This window comes from Legionella bozemanae (assembly GCF_001648595.1).
Taxonomy (GTDB): Bacteria; Pseudomonadota; Gammaproteobacteria; order Legionellales; family Legionellaceae; genus Legionella; species Legionella bozemanae.
Genome location: NZ_LBAW01000066.1, coordinates 1 through 1571 on the forward strand (window position 1 = coordinate 1; position 1571 = coordinate 1571).

The following is a 1571-nucleotide window of genomic DNA, read 5'->3' on the forward strand; positions in this document are numbered from 1 at the left end:
TGCAACGGTTTTTTTAAACATAGTCATCTCGCAAAGTTGTGAATCTATTCATCATGAAATTTTTCCTCCAAATGCGTCATGAGTTCATCCACGCGGTTTGCAAGTTGTACAGGCTCTGCCTCACCAAACAACACGGCATACGCTTGATTCGTAGGACGATTCACAAGATACAGGGCAGGCACTACAGGCTTGTATTCGCCAGACACATATAAGGTTTGAAACAACTCAGGCGTTAAATTGGCTGAATCAAATCCATCTAAAGACTCGCCATCCAAACTGTAAGCCTCTACAGGGATATGAAAACTGGATGCAAAATCACGAAGTATGGGCGCAAATTGATGACAATGAGGGCAGGTGGAACGGTATATAAAAATAAAGTAATGGTGTTCCGACAACGCACTGATTCTTTTATTCTTGGTGCGCGCCATTTCCTGTTGCTCTTGTTTTTTATTTAGTAGTTGGGTTAATTCATCCAATGCCACATTTGCAAAAGAGTGCGTACTAAGAAGGAATAGTACGATTAAAAAGAACCTTTTTTTCATTCATTCACTCCTTCATAACTAAACCGTTTAAACTGCGTCATCACATCAAAAATGCGCTGCTTGAGCTCTTCTAAAGATAAAAACCCATAAGACACTGGCGACATTTTTTGACTGTTTAAATCCACGAAATAAAGAGCAGGCATGTACTTCGCTTCAAGTGCTACTTGTTTTTGAACCGTTTCCAGGGGAATTGATTTAGGATTAGGAAGCCCATCAATGAGTTGGCCATCCGTACTGACTGAAATCATGGAAAAGCCATATTCTTTAATAAAGGGCAGTAAATGCATGACCATTTTTTGTGAAATGGAGCTCGTGCCCCGATAAAATAAGATAAAGCCATAACGTGCACTGCTTTCATGAATGACTTTGTTGATTAATACTTTTTGTGCATCATTGCGTACCGCAATCGCTGAGTTATCGGTTGGAAAATTAAGCGTGCTATCCAGCTCAGGGTGGACCAATAAAACTTGTTGCCAATAGCGTACAAATTGCTGATTATTTTTTGAATAATCCATTTGCGCTTTCATATACTCGTGCGTTGCATTAAATGATGGCGCAATCAGAGCCTCTGCCAATTTATTCAGAGTTTCCTTGCGCTTATCCATTAAACGCTCATACGGGGATTTCACCACAGGAGCAGGTCGTGGCTGCAGTGTTTTTTTAATCGGTTTGGGCGCCTCTTCAACGCTATACCAATGAAAGCCTTTTGCATGCTCCTGCACAATGTCCGCATGAAGCGATGTCACGAACAGTCCCCATACCATCAGAATCAACAGGCGACTCATAATTCACCTGCCTTTTTTTGCATTCTTCTCAAAACTTCATCAATGGATTGTTGAGGATCTTGAGACTTAATCTTTAGATCGCCTGCAATCCCTGCCGCTTTATTGGGTGTCCCGTGGCCAAAAGGATAGATGGGTGTCACAAAATCAACACGACTTAAATCCATCTTCTGCAGTTCAGCAATGCTCATTCCTGCACAGGTTGGATGCTCTGCATCACCCAAACCATGACCATTAACTTGTGTAA

At 41.6% G+C, this 1571-nt stretch carries 2 protein-coding genes and 1 pseudogene; all 3 read right to left on the reverse strand.

What is annotated here, in order from left to right; genetic code table 11:
- Positions 1-44 precede the first annotated feature (44 nt).
- Complete coding sequence (trbB, locus tag A8O27_RS17990; RefSeq protein WP_064115161.1) at positions 45-542, reverse strand: type-F conjugative transfer system pilin assembly thiol-disulfide isomerase TrbB; 498 nt, start codon at positions 540-542, stop codon at positions 45-47.
- On the reverse strand, positions 539-1327 hold the full coding sequence (gene traF / locus A8O27_RS17995; protein WP_064115162.1) for a type-F conjugative transfer system pilin assembly protein TraF: 789 nt from the start codon (positions 1325-1327) through the stop codon (positions 539-541). The genes trbB and traF overlap by 4 nt, the downstream gene beginning before the upstream one ends.
- Positions 1324-1571, reverse strand: a pseudogene (locus A8O27_RS18930) (type-F conjugative transfer system mating-pair stabilization protein TraN); the annotation flags it as partial. The pseudogene A8O27_RS18930 and the gene traF, both read right to left, overlap by 4 nt.